20 protein-coding genes and 1 pseudogene are annotated in these 17530 nt (G+C 69.9%); 16 read left to right on the top strand and 5 right to left on the bottom strand.

Annotated features, from left to right (window positions below; all coding sequences use genetic code 11):
* Positions 1–23 precede the first annotated feature (23 nt).
* The 12 genes from OG802_RS03995 to OG802_RS03940 all read left to right on the top strand — a co-directional run bounded on the left by OG802_RS03995 (position 24) and on the right by OG802_RS03940 (position 8994).
* A complete protein-coding gene (locus OG802_RS03995; RefSeq protein ID WP_329407272.1) occupies positions 24–326 on the top strand; it encodes a hypothetical protein in 303 nt (100 codons plus the stop codon).
* 55 nt (positions 327–381) lie between these two features.
* Positions 382–1635: an ATP-grasp domain-containing protein gene (locus OG802_RS03990; RefSeq protein ID WP_329407270.1), complete on the top strand. Its 1254-nt coding sequence runs from the start codon at positions 382–384 to the stop codon at positions 1633–1635.
* Positions 1632–2795 carry an MFS transporter gene (locus tag OG802_RS03985; RefSeq protein ID WP_329407268.1) on the top strand — a complete coding sequence of 388 codons (1164 nt, stop codon included), beginning with the start codon at positions 1632–1634 and terminating at the stop codon, positions 2793–2795. Before OG802_RS03990 ends, OG802_RS03985 begins: the two co-directional genes overlap by 4 nt.
* Complete coding sequence (locus tag OG802_RS03980; protein ID WP_329407266.1) at positions 2792–3445, top strand: HAD family hydrolase; 654 nt, start codon at positions 2792–2794, stop codon at positions 3443–3445. Before OG802_RS03985 ends, OG802_RS03980 begins: the two co-directional genes overlap by 4 nt.
* A gap of 47 nt (positions 3446–3492) precedes the next feature.
* The gene (locus tag OG802_RS03975; RefSeq protein ID WP_329407265.1) at positions 3493–4353 is read left to right on the top strand and encodes a DUF317 domain-containing protein; all 861 of its coding nucleotides are present in this window, start codon (positions 3493–3495) and stop codon (positions 4351–4353) included.
* 31 nt (positions 4354–4384) lie between these two features.
* On the top strand, positions 4385–4870 hold the full coding sequence (locus OG802_RS03970) for a hypothetical protein (protein ID WP_329407263.1): 486 nt from the start codon (positions 4385–4387) through the stop codon (positions 4868–4870).
* A gap of 59 nt (positions 4871–4929) precedes the next feature.
* Positions 4930–5715, top strand: coding sequence for a DUF317 domain-containing protein (locus tag OG802_RS03965; RefSeq protein WP_329407261.1), 786 nt, complete (start codon positions 4930–4932; stop codon positions 5713–5715).
* A gap of 36 nt (positions 5716–5751) precedes the next feature.
* Positions 5752–6735 carry a SpaA isopeptide-forming pilin-related protein gene (locus OG802_RS03960; RefSeq protein ID WP_329407259.1) on the top strand — a complete coding sequence of 328 codons (984 nt, stop codon included), beginning with the start codon at positions 5752–5754 and terminating at the stop codon, positions 6733–6735.
* A 60-nt stretch (positions 6736–6795) separates the two neighbouring features.
* Positions 6796–7437, top strand: coding sequence for a GFA family protein (locus OG802_RS03955; protein ID WP_329407258.1), 642 nt, complete (start codon positions 6796–6798; stop codon positions 7435–7437).
* Positions 7438–7744: 307 nt separating this feature from the next.
* Entirely contained in the window at positions 7745–8263 is a 519-nt protein-coding gene (locus tag OG802_RS03950; RefSeq protein ID WP_329407257.1) for a hypothetical protein, read from the top strand.
* Positions 8260–8568, top strand: coding sequence for a hypothetical protein (locus tag OG802_RS03945; protein ID WP_329407256.1), 309 nt, complete (start codon positions 8260–8262; stop codon positions 8566–8568). Before OG802_RS03950 ends, OG802_RS03945 begins: the two co-directional genes overlap by 4 nt.
* Positions 8569–8838: 270 nt before the next feature.
* Positions 8839–8994, top strand: a complete 156-nt coding sequence (locus OG802_RS03940) for a hypothetical protein (protein ID WP_329407254.1) — start codon at positions 8839–8841, stop codon at positions 8992–8994.
* Between the two features lie 21 nt (positions 8995–9015).
* On the opposite strand, the gene OG802_RS03935 is transcribed toward OG802_RS03940, so the two are convergent.
* Complete coding sequence (locus OG802_RS03935) at positions 9016–10341, bottom strand: hypothetical protein (RefSeq protein ID WP_329407252.1); 1326 nt, start codon at positions 10339–10341, stop codon at positions 9016–9018.
* Between the two features lie 142 nt (positions 10342–10483).
* Here OG802_RS03935 and OG802_RS03930 point away from each other — a divergent pair, with 142 nt between their 5' ends.
* From OG802_RS03930 to OG802_RS03920, 3 genes are all read left to right on the top strand, one after another.
* Positions 10484–10723, top strand: a complete 240-nt coding sequence (locus OG802_RS03930) for a hypothetical protein (protein ID WP_329407251.1) — start codon at positions 10484–10486, stop codon at positions 10721–10723.
* Positions 10724–10792: 69 nt separating this feature from the next.
* Positions 10793–11974, top strand: a complete 1182-nt coding sequence (locus tag OG802_RS03925) for a hypothetical protein (RefSeq protein WP_329407249.1) — start codon at positions 10793–10795, stop codon at positions 11972–11974.
* A 244-nt stretch (positions 11975–12218) separates the two neighbouring features.
* The gene (locus OG802_RS03920; protein WP_061334539.1) at positions 12219–12428 is read left to right on the top strand and encodes a hypothetical protein; all 210 of its coding nucleotides are present in this window, start codon (positions 12219–12221) and stop codon (positions 12426–12428) included.
* A 143-nt stretch (positions 12429–12571) separates the two neighbouring features.
* Here OG802_RS03920 and OG802_RS03915 read toward each other — a convergent pair whose 3' ends face one another.
* Entirely contained in the window at positions 12572–13507 is a 936-nt protein-coding gene (locus OG802_RS03915) for a phosphotransferase family protein (RefSeq protein ID WP_329407247.1), read from the bottom strand.
* On the bottom strand, positions 13507–13836 hold the full coding sequence (locus OG802_RS03910; RefSeq protein WP_329407245.1) for a PCC domain-containing protein: 330 nt from the start codon (positions 13834–13836) through the stop codon (positions 13507–13509). Before OG802_RS03910 ends, OG802_RS03915 begins: the two co-directional genes overlap by 1 nt.
* 575 nt (positions 13837–14411) lie before the next feature.
* Here OG802_RS03910 and OG802_RS03905 point away from each other — a divergent pair.
* A pseudogene (locus OG802_RS03905) lies at positions 14412–15265 on the top strand (GNAT family N-acetyltransferase).
* A 456-nt stretch (positions 15266–15721) separates the two neighbouring features.
* Here OG802_RS03905 and OG802_RS03895 read toward each other — a convergent pair.
* Together OG802_RS03895 and OG802_RS03890 are read right to left on the bottom strand one after the other, a co-directional pair.
* Positions 15722–16576, bottom strand: coding sequence for an SDR family oxidoreductase (locus OG802_RS03895; RefSeq protein WP_329407244.1), 855 nt, complete (start codon positions 16574–16576; stop codon positions 15722–15724).
* A 20-nt stretch (positions 16577–16596) separates the two neighbouring features.
* On the bottom strand, positions 16597–17409 hold the full coding sequence (locus tag OG802_RS03890) for a class I SAM-dependent methyltransferase (protein WP_329407242.1): 813 nt from the start codon (positions 17407–17409) through the stop codon (positions 16597–16599).
* Positions 17410–17530 lie beyond the last annotated feature (121 nt).

Genomic DNA, 17530 nt, shown 5'->3' with positions numbered 1-17530 from the left:
TTTCCCCAGCCTTGGAGAACCTCATGCCCACCACGATCCTCGGGACGAACCGCGAGAGCGGTCGCACCATCACCGAACAGTTCCACGCCTTCGACGCGCACAATCCGAACGTCTACCGCGCTCTGGAACGCATGGCCGCCCGCCGCCTCGCCGCCGGTGCCACACGGGTCAGCCTCAAGGACCTCTTCGAAGACCTGCGCCGCCAACTCCCGTACGGGGTCGCCGGGCTGAACAACAACTTCACCGCCCTCTACGCCCGCCGCCTGATCGACGACCACCCTCGCTGGGCCGGCGTTTTCGAGCTGCGCCGCCGCCGGGCCGCCTGAGACACACCTTTTCTCTTCCCTCGTCCTGCCGCCTACTGACTCGGAGAACCCCTTCTTGTCCGCTCGCCCCCTCGTACTCGTCGTCTCTGCGGGCGATGAGGCGGATCGCGGCTACTGCCTTGAGCAGGTGGCCTCCGCGTACGACATCGTCCTGCTGACCGGCGCCGAGCCGTCGTGGGAGAAGCCGCACATCGTCGACCACGCCGTCGCCGACCTGAACGACACCACCGCGCTGCTCTCCGCCGGCCGGGCTCTGGCGGAACGACACGCCCTTGCCGGCGTCGTCACCTGGGACGAATGGAACCTCGTCCCCACCGCCCGCCTCGCCCGCGCCCTCGGTCTGGCCGCGAACTCCGTCGAGGTGATGCGGGCCTGCCGCAACAAGGCCGCCGCCCGCACGTTGTTCGCCCGCCACGGAGTGCCGTCGGCCGCCTCGATGAAGGCCCGGAGCTTGCAGGAGGCTGAACTGGCGGCGAGGACTCTCGGTTTCCCCGCCGTCCTCAAGCCCGCCGCAGCGGCCGGCAGCATCGGCGTGATCCGCATCGACCGGCCCGAAGAACTGCCCGCAGCATTCGAGTTCGCCTCAGCCGGCGCACACCGCAGCCGCGAGGACAGCGGCGTCCTGGTCGAGGAGTACCTCGACGGACCGGAGGTCTCCGTCGAATGCGTCACCCACCGCGGCACCACCACCGCCGTCGCCGTGACCCGCAAGCGCCTGGGCCCCGCACCCTACTTCGACGAGACCGGCCACACTGTCGACGCTGCTGATCCGCTCCTCGCAACGGTGGCGCCGACCGCCGCTGCTGCCATCAAGGCCCTGGGAATCACCGACGGCGTGCAGCACGTCGAGATGCGCCTGGTCGGCGGCCGGCCCCGGCTGATCGAGGTCAATGCACGCCTGGGCGGCGACATGATCGGCCACCTCGTCCACCTGGCCACCGGCGTCGACCTCGCCCGGGCCGCCGCCGACATCGCCTGCGGACATACCCCCGACCTGACGCCCACCCGCCGCCAGGGGGCGGCGATCCGCTTCGTCTACCCCGCCTACTCCGGCACCCTCACCGCCCGCCGCCTGAAGGCACACGTCGGGGGAGTGGAGCGCGTGCGCTTTCAGCGACAGGCCGGCGACCCGCTTGTACTGCCACAGGACGGCGGCGATCTGTACACCGCCCGCATCGGCTTCCTGATCACCACCGGGCCGACCGCTGCCGTCGCCGAAGCCCGCGCCCAGGAGGCGTACCGCAACCTCGACATCCAGGTCGCCCCCGTCCCGCCCACGGCCCTGACTACCGGCCAGGGCGCCGCGTGAGGCAGACCGCAGTACCCGAGCTGGTGCGCAGCCGCCGCCTGCTGACCGGGTACTTCGCCGGACTGGGTGTGGTGATGGCCGTCTTCGGCGCGCGTATGCCAGCCGTTCAGAACGCCGCCGAGGTGACTACCGCCGGGCTTGCCCTGGTCCTGCTGGCCGCCGCCCTCGGCATGGTCGCCGGACTCCAGGCAGGCGGACGTCTCGCCCGCCCGGCCCGTCTGCCCGCGCTGCTGACCGGAGGTGCCATAGCCCCCGCCGCCTGTCTTGCCGTCCTCGGGCTCTGCTCCAGTCTGGACAGCCTCCTGGCAGCGGCGTTCGCCTTCGGCATCGCGCACGGCGTCCTCGATGTCGCAGCCAATGCCGCAGCGGTCCGCTGCCAGGACGCCCACGGCCGCCCCATCATGGGCCGGCTGCACGCCAGTTACAGCCTCGGCGCCCTCCTCGGCGCCGCACTCGCCGCCACCACCGCCCACTCCTCACACACCGTTCTGTTCGCCGCGGTGGCAGTTTGCGCCGCTGCTGCGGCAGGCGCGACCACGCGACTCACCCGCACCGTCGCCAGCCCCGCACTCGAGCCCGTCCACCACGGCGCTGCACCGGGCTCATACGAGCAGAGGAGGTTGTCCCGTCGCCGATTGTGGCTGCTGGGCGCGCTTGCTGCCGCCACGCTGCTGGGCGAAGGAGCCGCTGCCGACTGGGCCTCCGTCCACCTGCACGACCTCGGCGCGACGGCCGCGACCAGCGCCGCGGCGTATGGCTGCTACAGCGCAGCCATGGCCGCAGGCCGTCTCGCCGGAGACCGGCTCACCGCCCGCTTCGGCGCGGCCACCGTCGTGCGCACCGGCGCCGCTTTGGCCGCGCTCGGCCTCGCCACCGGACTGGCCGGCTCCACCACCGCCTCTGCCCTCTCCGGCTGGACGGCCTTCGGCCTGGGCCTGTCCGTCACGATCCCCAGCCTGATCACCGCCGCCGGCACCGGCGGACCCCGCGCGGTCGCCACCGTCGCGGTCACCGGCTACGTCGGCCTGCTCGCCGGCCCCGCCCTCATCGGCGCTCTCACCACCGTCACCGCACTGCCGCACGCGCTGCTGCTGCCCGCCCTCCTCGCCGCAAGCGTTGCCGTGCTCGCCCCCAAAGCCCTGGAGAAAACGACCCCTTGACCCGCACCTCCGCCTCTCCGACCGGCGTGGACGCCCTGATCCTCGACTACAACGGAGTCCTCGGTCTCCAGCCCAGCACCGCCATGTGGACCCGTCTCGCCGACCTCGCCGAGTGGCCCGACCGGCATCTCCGCTCGTTCCAGGACGCCTTCTGGGCTCCCCGCAACGCGTACGACGCAGGGGAACTGAGCGATCTGGCCTACTGGGCCAAGGTCCTCGGACACCATCCCGGCCCACGGTGGCTGCGCACCCTGCGGGCAGCCGACACCGCCATGTGGACCCGCACCGACCCGCGCGTCCTCGATGTCCTGTACCGCGCCCGGGCCGCGGAGCTGCCGATGGTGCTGCTCTCCAACGCCCCGGCCCACCTCAGCGACGTCCTGGACGCCACCGTCTGGCGGCGCGAGCTGATGGACGACGCCTTGTACTCCGCCCGCCTGGGCCTGTGCAAGCCCGACCCTGCCGTGTACGAACACGCCCTGGCCGCCACCGGCGTCGCCGAGCCAGCACGCGTGCTGTTCGTCGACGACCGCGAGGACAACTGCCGGGCCGCCGCCCAGCTGGGCCTGCGCACCCTCCACTGCACCGGCCAACCCGCCCACCTGGAACGGCAGTTGCTGCCCACCCTCGCGGGCAGCACCGGTTCCTGACCGCGCACCGCGCCGCTCACCCCCAGGCCCCAACCATCAGGACTTTCGTGCCCGACACAGAAGAGATCGACGGCGACGTCTACGTCTCCCCCCGCTACCTCGCCGCCAGCACTTACACCGGAGACCCGGCTCTGGAGCCGCTGCTCGCGCTCGGCTTCGACCTGCGTCACGACGACCTCGGCAACGTATATGTCACCGCGCCCGACCACCGCGTCCGACTCGGCTATCTGCCCGAGGGAGACGACGACGGGCTGTGGCGCATCAACGCCTACAAGGACTCGTTCGGCCCGCCAGTGTGGGGTGTCTGTTTCAATGACCGCGTCCCCACCGAGTTCGTCCGCGCCTTCACCACCGCGCTCGCCGAGGCGTACGAGCGTGGCCCGGACGCCTACCTCGCCAGGCCGGCCGCAGGGGGCGACGAACACGATCCCTTTCTGGCTGTCGTGCCCCTGCTGAAACAGAGCTGGGAGATCGACCACCCACGCTGGGGCGTCTTCGCGGTCCAGTCCCCCGACGGGCTCGCCGGCCTGGAGTTCACCACCGGCGACCTCGATCCGGAAACCGAGCTGACTACACGCGACGCCCGGTGGCAGATGTGGGCGGGCAAGTCCATCGACCGGTCCGTCTGGTACGCCACGGCCAGTACCGACACTCCCGTCGCCCTGCTCACCGCCGTCACCCAGTGCGTCGCCGATCGGGCTCCGCTGCCCCGGTGGCGCGAGGAGACCTTCAGCTACATCAAGGGCATGGCCCAGCTCACCCCGATCCTTCCGCCCGGACCGCCGGCCCCCACCCCGCTCGACGTGGCGCGGGCCGCCGCGTCCCGCCGCCCGGCCGCGCTCCCCGCGGCCAGCGTCCCGCGCTGGAGCACCACCAGCCGACCGGCCCTGCCCGGTCCACGCCGATAGGACCAGCCCGACCCCTACCGGAGACCCCTCTTTGTCCCTGCAGGCCCCCGAGTTCTTCGCCGAGTTGTGCCTCCCCTTCGACAGCACGGTCGTGGGCAACACCTACTTCGCCGCTCCCGTCCCCGGCGCACCGCTGCGGCTGCGCATCGACTTCACCCGCACCATCCACGCGGACACCTACGGCGGCCTACGCCTGGCGGTCGTCCACCCGGACCGCGGCGAGATCGACGCCGTCGCCCTCGGCTTCCTCGACCACGGCACCTTCCACCGCCGCGACGAAGCGACCAACACCCGGCCGAACACCAAGCAGCACGGCACCTTCGACACGTACCACCGCCCCGGCCGGCCCCCGTGGGAGGGAGCCGTCACCACCGGACTGCGCGACGCCATCGAGCAGTACACCACCGTCTGGTTCCCCGGCGCCTGGACCGCGTCCGCGCCGAGCCGCGCCGCAGCCCGGACCGCGCACACGGCTCCCGCCATGCCGGTCACCCGCAGCGGCACCCGCGCCCGCTGAGCCGCGCCCCCACCGCCAGCCCGGCGTCCCGCACTCTTCCAGCAGGAGCCCTGCCCGTGATGAGCCACCCCTTTGAAAACCTCGACCCCGCCCAGACCGTGCAGGTCCTTCCCCGCCACCTCGCCGGGCCCGGCGCCGTCGACCCGCGTACCGCATGGGCCTTCCCCTACGACGAGGGCTGGCCGTTCGCCCAGACCGACGACGGCACGGCCGCCGCGTTCAGCCCGTGCCTGCGACTGCAGACGACCTACGACCCCCAGCCCGACCAGCGCGGCAAGGGCACGTGGACCGTCAGTGCGCACCGGGCCCCGTTCACCCCACCGGCCTGGCGGATCACCTTCGACGCCGCCACCCCTGTCGAGCTGCTGCACGACGTCCACACCGAACTGCTCGACCTCTACCTCGAAGACCGGCACAGCGACCACGATCGGCTGTTCCGGGACGAGACGGCACCGCACGAGGTGTACGTGCCGCTGCTCACCCGAGGGTGGAGCCACGACGTCAAGACCGACGGCACACAGACGTTCCTCACCCCGGAGGGACTCGGCGGCCTACGCCACCGCTACGCCATCAGCGGCTCCAGCGGGCCGGCCTGGCGGGCCTGGGGTGGGCACCCCAGCGAGCCGCACTGGACGGCGCGCTTCTCGTTCGGCACGCCCACCACGCTCGTCGCGGCCTTCACTGCCTCGCTGATCTCCACCGAGCCACTGCACCGCACCGTCCAGGACGTTCCCGTCCACACCCGCAGCGCCCTCTACATCGCCACCACGGCACCGAAGCAGCCTCACGGCAGCACACCTATCGCCCCGCCACCTCCCGCCCCGGTTGCCGGCCGAACCCGCTGACCTTCCCCACCCTCTGATCCAAGGAGTCCTCCCTTCGTGCACGCACGCTTCGTTCGATCCGTCGCCGTCGCCGTCGCGGTGACCGGCACCCTCACCTGGGCGCCGGCCGCGAGCGCCCAACCCTCCGAACCGACCCCCTCGGCCTCCGCCAAGACACCAGCCCCGGAAGCGGGAAGCGTCGAGATCACCACCAAGGACCCGGCCGGGGACGCGCTCCCCGGCGCCACCTTCCTCCTGCTCGACTCCGCCGGCCAAGAAGCCGGACGCGGCAAGACCGACGCACAGGGGAAACTGACCTTCTCCGACCTCGCGCCGGGCGTCTACCGCCTCAAAGAAATCTCCAGCGGCAGCAGCCTTCACGACACCGCCGATGACCAGGACGTCATCGTCACCCCGGGCAACGCCACCCGGCTCACGGTCGTCGACCCGTTCAAGGCCGCCTCGGTCCTGCTGAAGGGCAAGGACGACAAGACCGGCAAGCTGCTGCCCGAATCCACGGTCAACATCGGCAGCGGCGACAAAACCATACTGACGCTGACCACCGGCGCCGACGGAACGGCCAGCGGCAAGCTGCCCATCAACTCCCGTACCGGCACGGACTTCTGGGTCAAGCAGGTCAAGGCACCTGCCGGCTACAACATCTACAAGCCCTCGAAGGCGTTCAAGGCCAAGCCGGGCGATCCCGTGACCGTGACCGTCACCAACGCCAAGACCGCCACCACCCCGCCGCCCGCGGAGAAGCCGACAGACAAGCCCACCGAGAAGCCAAGCGACAAGCCCTCCCCGGACAAGCCCGGCAAGGACGAGGACACTCCGGCGCCGTCTGCCTCGGGTACTCCGACCTCCAACGAGACCGCCTCGGCCGCTCCCTCCGGCTCGCTCGCGCACACCGGCGCCGATGCCACACCGTGGCTGATCGGCGGCGCCGGAGTCCTGATCGTCGCTGGCGGAGGCGCTCTCTTCGCGGCCCGTCGCCGACGCACGGACAACTCCACCGACGACGGCTCCTCCGCGAGCTGACCCACCCACGGCCCTCCGCAAAGCCCCTGGAATTCACCCACTGATTCCGGGGGCTTTGTCATGGGCGCGTGTCCGATGCGAACGGAGGCGGGGCGCCACCCGCCGCACACGCGTGACCCTTGCGCAGAGCGACGCCGAACCGTGAAGGCCCGTACGGATATTCGCCTTCAAGAGTGGACTCGCCACCCCGTGGGGGTCGGCCGGTGTCGAACGCCAGCGCGATATCGCCTGGGTGCGGCACACTGCCGCCGGTATCAGCTTTCCCGGACCAAAGGAGCCGTCCCTGTGGCCGAACGAATCGTCGTCCCAGACCTGTGGACTGGGCGTTGCCAGTGTGGCGATCACGCGTACGAGGCGTCCGGTATTCCGGACGACCCGCACTTGTGCTCGTGCGAGCACTGCACGCGCCTGTCCGGTTCTCCCGCGATGGCCTGGGTCGGATTCCACAGGGACGCCCTGAAGTGGACGGGCCCGGCAGGAGAACCGGCCTACTTCTCCACTTGGCCGACTCTCCACCGAGGATCCTGCCAGCGCTGCCGCACCCAGCTCACCTCTGTCGCGGACGGCTCGGACATGATCATGGTGACGATCTTCAGCCTCACCCGCAGCGCCGAACTGGTCCCGGTCGGACACAGCTACCGCGAGGCGGCGGCGCCCTGGATGACCATCACACTCGCGCCCGACCCGCAACGCAGCACGTGACGGTCGGCGGCTAGCCTCCACGCTTGACTCACGCGCTCATGGGATTGGCGGATCTGATAACCGACCCCCACGACTGTGACCACCACTCACGAAGGCATACCGCCGTGTTGTGGTTCGAGCCCTGCGCCGGTTCCGATGACGGCCGCCGCTTCTACGCGTGCGATGGTCACGCGGGGCTGTTCGCCCGGAGCGTGGCTTTCGCGTCGGCCGCAGGCGGAAAGGTCGTCTGAGAGAGGCTTTCCGTGCTCCCCGCCCTACTGTGGAAGGGCAACGATCTCTCCTGGGAGCACAACGAGTGACAGCGTCAATGGAGCGACTCTGCGACTGGGTCGTCAATAAGGACAAGGTCTGGGTGCACGGCGACCGGATCACCGACGGCCACGTCGCTCTCGACATGCGCCTCACGCCAGGGCTCGACCCTGCCGAGGTCGACAGGGACGGGCAGTGGGTCCTCCGCAAAGCGCAGCCCTCGCGCTGGGTGGCTGAGCAGCACCCCGACCTCTCAGACGTCATTCCTGACCAGGCCGACGGCGCGGACTGGAGGGAGGTCGCCTGGTCGGCCTGGGTGACCCGCGGCCTGCGTATCGGCGCGCTGCGCGGCGCCGCGGTGGCAGTGGACCACGGATGGCTCTCTCGCCTCCAACCCGGCTACCGGATCGAGGGGGCTCCCGGACACGGGCTCCTGCGGATCGTGACCAAGAACCCCGAGCCGTCGCTGCTGTCGGGCGGTGCCGTGCACAGAACGGTGATCGGTGCCGTGATGCCCACGCCCATCGAGGGTTCGGGTGCTGTCCTTGAAGCCATCGTGCAGGACCTTGCCGGGTGAGTAAGCGGCCTCAGCTTCCAGGGGATCCCTCCGACCTGTACCTGCGCATCTCCTACGACGACGAGCTCTGGGATACCCCGCAGGCCGACACGCTGGAGCGGTGGAGTGTGTCCGTCCTCCATCGTCGGCGTATGCACGACGGAGGCCAGGGGCCGGCGGCCACGGGCAACTGCGTCACCGTAGGGTGCCCCGCGTGCACGGTCGAGGACGCCACCGTGGGGTCGATGACGTTCTACCGGGTCCACCTCGACCGCGGCCGGAATGCGTTCCGGGCTATGGAGCAAGAGTCGGAGGAGCTGTATTAGACCGCCCAGGTCCTCCTCGATCCCGAGACGGGCTCCTTCACCAGCGAAGTCAGCGAGCTGCTTGAGTACGTCGGCTCCGGGCTGCTCGTCGTGGACCGGGTGACCTTGGATCCACCATGGCGTGGGCACGGCCTGGCGGCCGTATTCGGCTGTGAGGCAAACTCGGCGGATTTGCCAAATACCTCCAGCGCCCGCCCACCGCGAACAGTGTCGCCTTCGGCGCACTGGAGGACGCGAGCGGCATGGTTAGCCTCGTCTTCTCCCCCACCCGTGCGGGAACGCTTCCGCCGCATCCTGCTGGAAGCCTCCGTCGTCTTCCTGGACGGGCACGTGGAGCGGTCGTACGGCGCGGTCAACGTCATCGTCCACCAGGCCGAGGCCATGGCGGTAGCGACGGCATCCCGCCCCCGTCCCCGACGGCGATAGACCCGGGCGGGACTTCTCACGTCAGGGCGAGGCGGCGACCGACCGGGGAGCCATCAGGTCGGCGAACGGGGTGCGCACGTCGGGCGTCGTCAGCGGACTAATGTCGGCGCCGGCATCCCGCGCGGCTCGGAGGACCGTGACGAGGTCTCCGCTGGCGATGGTTTCCACAGGGCACCGCTCGCACTCTCCGGTCTGGTCATGCCCGTTTGCGGCAGTCGACGCGGCGCGCGCGTGTGCGAACACCTCGGCCGGGCCGTCGGCGCGGACCGCGTACCAGGATCCCTGCTGCTCCGCGGGCAGGAGCGCCGCGGCGACGCCTGGGTACATCGGAAGGTGGATGCGGTCGTCGTGGACGCGGATCACGAAGACCTGGTCCAGGCTGTCGCAGCTGTCCGGCTCGGGCGCTTCCTGCTCAAGCCAGGCGATGGCCTGCGTGCGGCTGCCGGGGCCCCACAGGTACTCCGCCGGAAAGTGCGTGGTGGCGTTCCGGGCGTCGTACTCCATCAGATTGGGATCCTCTCGCTCCCCGGGCCAGAAGACCGCGCGCACGAGTACGAAGGTGAATCCGTCCTCCTCCTCTTGCTCCTGCTGGTCGGCGAGCTGGGCTGCGTGCCCGGCCCTCACGGAGCCGGTGGTGGTGTTCCACCGGATGGCGACCACGTCGCGCGGGATCGGTGCCGGGTAGAGCCGGCCTCCCGGTGTCGCGTGGCCCCACAAATGGTTGATGATCTCCGCGAGGTCGGACAGATCCCTGTATACGTCGACGGGAGTGAGGAGGTGGAACATGCCGTGGGCGGTGACGTTCCGCAGGTTCTTCTTCGCCCTCTCGATCCCGCGGTTTCGCTGGCCACGCAGCAGGCCCTCTCGCCGCGCCCACTTCAGCAGTCCGTCGAGCATTCCGTTGAACGGGGTCCAGGTGTTCGAACTGCCCATCCGTATCTCGGGCTTGCGGAGCCTCTTGTACTGATCGTGGAAGTCTGCATAGCTGGTGTAGGCGATCTGGCGCTCGCTGCCTGCCTGGTTCCGGGCGGTGATGGTGCCGTTGTAGTGGGCGGCGAACCGGTCCCGCAGCGCCTGCTCCAGCGTCAGTTTGGCGGCGTCCGAGACCAGCGTGAACAGGTCGTAGCACAACAGGCCGTGGGCGTAGCCGGCGCACAGCTGCTCGAACTTCTGGCGGGTCGTCTGTGCCACGTCGTCGGCGAGGACCAGGTTGCTGATCAGGCGCTTCTGATAGTCCGCGGCGTCCTGGGGCCGCATGGGTCCGCCGAGGCCGAACGGCGTGAAATGCAGGACGCGCGGGTCCACGGCCTGGAGCGCGGCGAGGGGGTCGTTGGTCGTCGAGGTCACCGGTGCGGCCCTTCAGATGTGAATGTGGCGAACCTAGAAGGATCGGGCAGGGAAAGGGGACCGCGCAACCCGATTGGTTCGGCTCGCCGACCACGGACGGGAGGGACCGGCCTTGCCGTGGCCGGACGTAGGATCCTTCGACGTGACCGCTATTTCGTTCGATGACCTGATCGACCTGGAGCGCGCTGCCGTCGAGGCGAACGACGCGGTCAAGGACCTGCCCTACAGCGCGGAGTCGTGGAAGCCCTGGTTCGACGCCTCCGCGGAGTTCCAGATGAAGGTGACGGCGTACGCAAAGGCGGGGGGCAAGGACCGGGTCTCGGTCGAGATGGACGTGAAGAAGGCTGTCCGGCACCCGGTGTCGATCGGGGATGCCGCGTAGACCAGCGCGTTGCAGGGTCCTACGGAACCAGAGGTCCGCACCGGCGGATGGCGGCCATAGGCTTCCCCCATGAGTACGGTGCGTGCCCGGGTGTGGCGTTTCACGGTTGAGAAGGGCATGGCTGGCGCTGACGCTGTCCAGGCCGTCGAGATCGGGCAGGGCTCTCTGCCGGTGTCGTTGGCTGCTGTGGTCAACATCAACGCCCTTGCCTGCGACCTGCGCAAGACGGTCGATCAGCGTGTGCGCGACCACGAGATCAGCCTCCTGCTCAGCTATATCGCCGGCAGCCCGGGTACTGGCCCGCTCGGGGTCGACTGCCCCGCCCTCGACTCCAGCTCCCTCCACATCCGGCGCTTCGTCAGCGAGTGCACCGGCCTTGGGGTGATGACCGCTGTCAGCGAGGCCCTTTTCGACTGGGAGCCGGGGGCCAACGGGCTCAGCAGCTTCGACGTCCTGCCCGGGAAACTAGTCGGCACCTACGCGAAGAAGGGTGTGCGGCCGGACCTGCTGTACAACCTTGCCGCCGGTCCGCTCGCCGGAGAGGCGCGGGGCCGCCGCCGCGACCACCAGCAGATGTTCCCTGCCGGCAAAGGCACCCAGCCGCAGAAGACCCGCTTGGAGAAGCTCGCGCAGTGGTCCGTCGACCACGACGATCACGCCTACTTCATGAGCTGGGTCTGGCTCGGCACGGGCGGCGTCTACGTCGACATCTTCCTCCCCGACGACTCCCCGGCCACGGCCGGGCTCAGCACTGGGTGGATCGACACCCCGGGCGGCGCAACTCCCTGGCGATTCCGTGTTCCCCGGCCCGATCCCCGCCGACGCCCGAACCTGGAACCGGAGGAACCCCTCCTGAACTGGCCTGATGACATACCCGAGTCCAGCGGTGAGGGTCCGGCCGATGGAGCCGGCGCCTACCCCGAGGGGGCGATCAGGCGGGCCGAACCGCTGGTCGAAGCAGCCATGAACCGGTCCTTCGGCCGTGAGGACACACTCGGCACGTTCTCCGGCGTCGAGGTCCGCGGCCGGTGGATCCGCGGCGATGCTGTCGGCCCGGCACGCCAAGAGGTGCTGCTCGGCGTCCTGGGAGAGCGCCTGCCCCTGGACCACAGGGCCCAGCGCCGCCGGCTGGACTCTCCAACGGCTGACCGGCTCGACGCGTTCCTCGAAGGCCGCCTCCTCACCATCGTGCATCCGGTCGACAGCCCGCGGCCGAGCTGGGACCGGATCCAATCAGAGTTGCTGGAGTAGACAGGCCGCAGGTCCGGCCCGACGTCGCGAGGCTCGCGGAGGCGGTCAAACGCCCATAACGCGGTCGGGGCCGCCCCGCGGCCAGGAGACCTGGATTCAGTGGGCCCGCCGCACGCGCGTCGCCCTCCGTCACTCCAGCGGCCGCAGCAGCGTCGACGCTGCTGCGGCCGGGCAGGAGCTTCTCCGCGCACGCGACGAAGCGCTGGTCGGGGCAGGGACAGCCTGGCAGGCCCGGATCCAGGTCATGAATCTCCATCAGACCAAGGGCCGGGAAGCCGACACCACGATCTTGTTCCTCGGAAGCAACGAGTTCCAGGGCTCCGAAGGGGAGCCGTACCCGACCGGCTCCGAGCTGCTGTACGTCGTCTTGACCCGCGCCAGGAACGGACACACCGCGTTGTTCCCCACCTGGTCCACGGTCTCTGGGAACCACTTGTCGCGGCTCTGCGATTGAGGCGGCCGACGCGCACTGGTGACTCGGGTGAAAGGGACTAGAGAACGGCGCTCACTCAAAGCAGGAGGGGTGAGCGCCATCGCACGTCACGACCGGTCAGCCCCATTAGGTCCAACGGGGGCAACTCGGTGACGAGTGAGGTGTCAACGCAGGCGGTAGCCGAGGAGGGCGAGGCGGGCGGCTGCCGCGCGGCGTTGGTAGGCGCGCAGTCCGGGGGCGCCGGGGGGCGAGGGCCTGCGGGCGTTGCGGTGCCAGTGGCCGGTGAGCGCAGCGAGGAACGCCGTGGTGGTGTCGGGACTGCTGGCGGTGGCGGGGTGGTCACGGAGCAGACGGGCGATGTCTGCGGGCGCGTGTCCGGCGAGGACGAGCTGCGGCGCGAGGGAAGCGGCGTCGATGCAGGCCGGGCCGGTGGTGGCGTGCGCCCAGTCCACGAAGGTCACACCTTGGTCGTGGTCGCGGACCATGTTGTCGGCCCGCAGGTCGCCGTGGACGATGCGGGTGCCGCAGGCCAGGGCGGGCCAAGTCGCTTCCAGTTCGGCGAGCTGCGGCAGGTGGACGCGGGCGGCGGGGGCGAGGTCGTCCGGCGGATCGGCGGCAAGCTCGTCCCAGCCGTGCAGGGCCGCCGCCGTGGAGGGCACGGCGCTCACCGCCGCGGTGTACGGCGCGGGGGCGGGGCTGGAGGTGAGCTTGGCCAGCAGGTCCCAAGTCTGTTCGGCGTCGCCGGAGGCCGCAGAGAGGTCCGGGTGGGGTCCGTCGAGGTGGGCGATGACGACGGCGGTCCAGTCGGCGGCGCGGTGGATGCCCAGCAGGTCCGGGGCCGGAGCGCCACGCGGCAGAGTGTCGAGGACGGCCGCCTCGTGGAGGTTGGCGGCAGTGAGCGGGTCGTCGTCGGGGGCGGCCTTGACGAAGACCCGTCGGCCGCTGTCCAGGCGGAGGGTGGCGGCGAGCTGGTGGCCGAAGCCGCCGCCCGGGGTGACCGCGTCGGTGACGGGTGCGCCGAGGGCGGTTTCGAGGCGAGCGCGCAGCGGCGGGGGGACGTCAATCCATTGCAGCCGGCCGCTGGTGGGCGGTACAGGCATTAGGCGATGGGGATGGCGTAGGCGCGGGCGAAGTGGGTGCCGACGACGGCTTCGTGGAGGTGTCCGGCGATGGCGCGGTCGCCTTCGACGCCCATGACGACGTGGAGGTGGACAAAGCCGTTGCGGATCTCGCCGGTGCCGGTCATTTCGCCGGGCAGGTCGTACTTCGTGATGTTGTCCTTGAGGGCGTCGCCTTCGGGCATGGTCGAGACGGTGAAGGAGTCGGCGGCCCCGATCAAAGAGACGATTGCCGCATCGGTGATGCCGGCCTCGGCGGCCTGGCGGCTCAACCCGTCGACTAGCTCACCGGAGACTTCAAAGACGATCACGCGTGACTCCGTCCGATCATGGGGCTCAGCTCCCGCAGCATGACTGAGGAGCACCAGCGGGCGCCAGCGGCACGGGGGTCGAGGCGCCTCTCTCGCAAAGCGAGTGGCGAGGAACTCCGCGCGGTGCGTGGTGTCTTGGGTGAAAGGGACTGAGGAATCCGCTTGTATCCGTCCACTAATAAAGCACCCGCTGACGTGCAGTGATGTCTCGAAGGGGAGATTGAGGGGTCGGACGCCTTGAAGCGAAACCTCTGGACACTTGCACGCGAGTTACCAGGCCCTGCCGACGGGGGTGACACCGTGCACGAGGCCGGTATGGAATTCATAGCGGTGCGCAACGCGTTCCTCGGCATGGCTAGGAACGCGCTGGACGACGTGGCCAGGCATGGCCAAAGCCTTCCCTTGTCCTGGTCCGATGCCCGTGATCAAAGATCAAGCTAATGTCCCGCCCCACAAGTGCGTTGAAGAAGTCCAGCGAGGTGTCGGCGCCGAAGCCCCCTCGACGGCGGACGTGTTCGCGCCCCTCCCAGCGGAAAACCACGGGCGCACGCCGACGGCACGCGGGATCATGAGACATGAGTCCGGATGACTGGCACCTCACCGAAGACCTCGACGACTTTCTCGCTCGCGCCGGAGACTTCCTGCAGTCGCGTCCCGCCCTGCACACCGTCCCGCTGACGGTGACCGAGGCACTGCGTACGCGCGGGGCGGACGCGTACGGCGCGGACGCCCCCATCTTCGGCCTGCTGGAACGGGCGGGCGAGGTCCGTGCGACCTTCTTCCGTACCCCGCCCCGCCGCCTGACCCTCACCCCCTCACCCCCGAAGAGGCCGACAGCCTCGCCGCTCAACTAGCCGGCCTCGGCCATCCCCTCCCCGGCGTCAACGCGGACCACGACACCGCCAGCTTCTTCGCAGAGGCTTGGCAGCGGCGCACGGGCGCGATACCGACGCTGCACGAGCGGGAGCGCCTGTACCGCTTGGGCACGCTCACGCCACCAGAACCGTTCCCTGAGGGCCGGGGGCGAGTCGCGGGCGAGCAGGACCGCGAGCAACTCATGCTTTGGCACCGCGAGTTCGTCACCGACATCGGAGGAGCCCCCTCTGCGGACAACAGCTCGTGGGCGGACACGCGCATCGCCCACGAACGCGTCACGCTCTGGGAAACCCCGGACGGCACCCCCGTCTCCATGGCGGGCAGGACGCCCATGGTCGCGGGCCAGATCCGGGTGGCCCCCGTCTATACCCCGGCACACCTGCGCGGTCGCGGTTACGCCAGCGCCGCGACAGTCGAGGTGAGCCGGGCCGCTCTAGCCGCAGGCGCGGCGGAGGTCCTGCTGTTTGCGGACCTGGCCAACCCCACCAGCAACGGCCTCTATCAGCGGATTGGGTACCGCCCGATTACTGACTTCGCGCTGTACGACTTCTAGCATGCCGCGCCAGAGATCCGGCGAAGAACTCCGGAGCGCCCCGTGGCGGGCACCACAGCGAACACATCTCTCAGCAGGGGACTTCTCCGCCGAACCGCGCTGGACTTCTTCGACGAACTTGCGGCGCAGGACACTAGATCCGCGACTTGCGCAGCGAATGCCACGCAGCTCCCGACAGGGCCAGCGTCGACCGAGGAGCCGAGAGTCGTTCGTGATCGCGGTAGAGCTTCCAGTTGTAGGGAATGAGCGCAAGCTCGGTCGGGCCGCCCTGCACGCAGCCGTCATGTACCCAGGGCTTCGGCGTAGGCGGTAGGGGGACGGAGTCACCAACATCGCCGCTGGCCTCCGCCACGACGATCGAAACCCGAGCCGACCCCTTCAGCTCCCCGGGCTCACATGATCACGAAACAGACGTCAGCGGACTTCGCCGAAGCCCTGCGCGCTGACCTGCGGCGACTAACTTGATTGGCAACGGTGTTGGTGAGGCCGTCCCAGGGCGAGGAACTGGTGCGCGCCGCGCAGCGTGGTGCGCAACTTGCGCTGTGTCGAGCGGCTGTCCAGGCGGATGTCGAGGGGCCCGGGCAGGGGGCTGTCGGCCCGTAGGCCGGCGGGCAGTCGCGATGCGTCGAGTCCGTCGCGTCGGGCGATGAGCACGCCCAGCTCGTGCCGGCTGAGAGCCTGGTTCCCGCCGAGGTGGTGGACGCCGGTCGTGTCGCCCGACGCGAGTTCGAGGAGCGCTGCGGCCAGATCGCTCGCGTGGACCGGGCATCGGAAGTCGTCTGTGAAGAGGACGCCATCGCGGGTGCCGGTGGCCAGTGCGTGGACGGTGCGTTCGTGCTCGGACTGGCCGTCGCCGATGATCAGCGAGGTGCGGGCCACGACGGCGTCCGGATGAAGCAGCAGCACCGTTTCCGCGGCGGCCTTCGCCGCTCCGTACGGGGTGATGGGGTCGGGCCTGCAGTGTTCGTCGTAGGGAACGTGGCTCTTGCCGGAGAAGACGGCGTCGGTGGAGACCTGGATCATTCTGCTTCCGGCCTTCGCCGCGGCGATCGCGAGGCGGACGGGTCCCTCGGCTGTGACTGCCCAGTCGGCCCCGCCGCTCGACGCATTGACGATGACGCGAGGGTTCACCTCGGCCACGACCGCTTCCACGCTCCCGGGATCCCGCAGGTCGAGACTGCGCCAGGTAATCCCCGGAGCACTGCCGGGCCTGGTCGTATAGGTCGCGGCTGTCGGGCGCCCCGCCAATACAGCTTGCCGGACCAGCTCGGTGCCCAGGAACCCGGACCCACCTACGATCAGCAGCGTCATGAGGCGACACCCTAGATCGGTCAGGGCCCGGTGATGGCGAGAATGTGGGCAGAGGCATCGGTGAGGGCCGCGTGCGGTTCCGCGATGCGGGCCGCGGCGAGGGCCGCTTCGTACATGTCCGTGCCCATGAGGTTGGCGCTGGTGTACTTCTCGATGGCCTTGACCGCCACCCAGCCGGGTCCTTCGATTCCGTAGAGGCTGGGGTCGGTAAGTCCGGCCTCCGTGACCTCCGCGCGCAGCTCGGTGGAGGTCTGGAAGTAGGCGACGGTGAAGCCGCGCTGTCCGGCGTAGCGGCCCTGGGCCAGGGTGTCACGGACCCCGTCCTGGATCGCGGACTCGGTGATACCGGTGGTCGCGATGTAGTCGAGGAGGGGCGAATAGCGGGAGATCGCCGCCGCGGCGATGAGTCCGCGAGGCCGGGCCACGCGGGCCGCCTCCGTCAGCGCGGAGATCCGGTCGGTCTTGTCGTGGAGGTGGTAGAGCGGGCCGAGAAGCAGAACGACGTCGTACGTCCTGTCCGCGGCGGTGAGGCAGCGGGCGTCGCCCAGCTCGGCCGTCACGCCGTCGATGGCGGCTGCCTGGGTGACGTGCTTGGGGACGGGGTCCACGACGTGCACCGTGTAGCCGTTGTCGGCCAACCATCGGGCGTGCGTTCCGGGACCACCGCCGACATCGAGCACGCGGGCCGGTGCCGGTGGGAGGTGGCGGCGCAGTAACTCGCGGGTGCGCGCGAACTCCAGGGTGCCTGTGGCGGTGGTCTGCAGCCGTGCGGCTTCGTCGGACCGGCTGTAGAAGTCGATGATCTCCGGGCGCACAGCGGGGTTGCTCGTCATCGGACCGTCCTTGTCAGGAGGGGCTGTCGGTGTCCGGCAGGGTAGGGGAGACCAGGAAGTGATCACTTTGATTTTCGGAGCCCTGTGACGGTCCGGCCCCCACCGCCGCTGCCACAGTGCC

This window comes from Streptomyces sp. NBC_00704 (genome assembly GCF_036226605.1).
GTDB lineage: Bacteria > Actinomycetota > Actinomycetes > Streptomycetales > Streptomycetaceae > Streptomyces.
Note: the sequence above shows the minus strand (reverse complement) of the source record. Positions and strands in the feature narration are given on the sequence as shown.

What these genes read in the sequence shown, in the direction of transcription:
- OG802_RS03995 (WP_329407272.1), top strand. Translation starts at nt 24, where the DNA reads ATGCCCACCACGATCCTCGGGACGAACCGCGAGAGCGGTCGCACCATC.
- OG802_RS03965 (WP_329407261.1), top strand. Translation starts at nt 4,930, where the DNA reads ATGAGCCACCCCTTTGAAAACCTCGACCCCGCCCAGACCGTGCAGGTC.
- OG802_RS03955 (WP_329407258.1), top strand. Translation starts at nt 6,796, where the DNA reads ATGGGCGCGTGTCCGATGCGAACGGAGGCGGGGCGCCACCCGCCGCAC.
- OG802_RS03950 (WP_329407257.1), top strand. Translation starts at nt 7,745, where the DNA reads ATGGAGCGACTCTGCGACTGGGTCGTCAATAAGGACAAGGTCTGGGTG.
- OG802_RS03925 (WP_329407249.1), top strand. Translation starts at nt 10,793, where the DNA reads ATGAGTACGGTGCGTGCCCGGGTGTGGCGTTTCACGGTTGAGAAGGGC.
- OG802_RS03920 (WP_061334539.1), top strand. Translation starts at nt 12,219, where the DNA reads ATGAATCTCCATCAGACCAAGGGCCGGGAAGCCGACACCACGATCTTG.
- OG802_RS03915 (WP_329407247.1), bottom strand. Translation starts at nt 13,507, where the DNA reads ATGCCTGTACCGCCCACCAGCGGCCGGCTGCAATGGATTGACGTCCCC.
- OG802_RS03895 (WP_329407244.1), bottom strand. Translation starts at nt 16,576, where the DNA reads ATGACGCTGCTGATCGTAGGTGGGTCCGGGTTCCTGGGCACCGAGCTG.
- OG802_RS03890 (WP_329407242.1), bottom strand. Translation starts at nt 17,409, where the DNA reads ATGACGAGCAACCCCGCTGTGCGCCCGGAGATCATCGACTTCTACAGC.